This window comes from Blautia sp. MSK18_10, assembly GCF_020553185.1.
Classification (GTDB): domain Bacteria; phylum Bacillota; class Clostridia; order Lachnospirales; family Lachnospiraceae; genus Blautia_A; species Blautia_A wexlerae.
This window is the reverse complement of the sequence record NZ_JAJCGT010000107.1, coordinates 1-1,369: the sequence shown is the minus strand read 5'-3', so window position 1 is coordinate 1,369 and position 1,369 is coordinate 1. Positions and strand designations below refer to the sequence as shown.

General features: G+C 37.5%; 1 protein-coding gene. It reads left to right on the top strand.

Annotated elements, in window-relative coordinates; translation table 11 throughout:
* Window positions 1–292 precede the first annotated feature (292 nt).
* Entirely contained in the window at window positions 293–1,249 is a 957-nt protein-coding gene (locus LI074_RS17005; RefSeq protein ID WP_044956342.1) for a PD-(D/E)XK nuclease family transposase, read from the top strand.
* Window positions 1,250–1,369: the final 120 nt, after the last annotated feature.

The following is a 1,369-nucleotide window of genomic DNA, read 5'->3' as shown; positions in this document are numbered from 1 at the left end:
CATGGGTAGTTGGAATGCATGCATTCAACAGAACATCTGAAGACGGAAAGAAAGTCTTCAGCCCATGGTCAAACCTGAAAAAGGCTACTGTTAAATAATCCATTTGGGTAAATAATACAGATTCCTAAAAAGAAAACCCCAGTCATTTTGACTGGGGTCTTTCTTTGTCAAAACTTATCCTGCGATTGTCGAAAAATTTTTCTGGTAAATAAATATCTGCTCTGATAAAATATAAGTACAAAATATGTGACAGGAGGTGACATCCATAATACGTCAAACGAATCTGGCACAAATGATAGACCTTGCCGCAGATCGTGCAAGATATGATGAATGTGCCAAGAAACTATTAACCTATAAGGCAGTCATTGCCTGGATCCTCAAATCCTGTACAAAAGAATTTTCCCAATATAGTGTCAATTTTATCTGTGATAACTGCCTGAAAGAAAATATCGAAATTTCCAGTCGGGCAGTACATCAGGACCATCCTGACCGCAGTAAATTACTGGATGGAAACGAACAAATAGACTGCCTTAATTCCGAAGCAAATGCTATCAAAGACCAGACTGTATATTATGATATTCGTTTTAAGGCATATATTCCGAACACCGAAGAACCCGTACAGCTGATCATCAATTTGGAAATCCAGTTAAATGACACACCGGGGTATCCATTAGTTACAAGAGGATTTTATTATTGTGCAAGAATGATTTCCGAGCAGTATGGAACTATTTTTACTGGTGAACATTATGAAAAGCTTCAGAAAGTCTACAGTATTTGGATCTGCCCGGATCCGGCGAAAAAACGTAGAAATGGAATCTTCAGATACCATACAGTACAGGATACAGTATTGGGAAAGCCTTATGAAACTCTTGGCAGTTATGACCTTATGGAAGTTGTTATCGTAAATTTAGGTGATGCAGATAAAGAGAGTGATCTGGAGATCCTTGATCTGCTGAATACACTCTTCTCTCTTTCTACATCCTCTGAGACAAAGAAAAAACGTCTTCAGAAAGATTTTGGCATCGCCATGACAGAAGAATTTGAAAGTGAGGTGCAGGATATGTGTAATCTGGGAAAAGCACTTGTTGAACAAGGCATTGAGCAAGGTGTAGAAAAGAAAAATCTATCTCTTGCAAAAATGATGATCAAAGATAAAGAATCTCTCGATAAGATTGAAAAATATACTGGTTTTTCTGCCGATAAGTTAAAAGAGATTGCAGCATCTATCGGAACAAACCTTACTGCTTAGAATACGTCTCCTATGGCAGCTATACATAATAAGACAATAGAAAAATTTGGTACTTAAAATAGAGCTGTGAATTAAAAACTTTATCCTCACACGACTGAAGTCGCGTGCTTCCAGACGCTT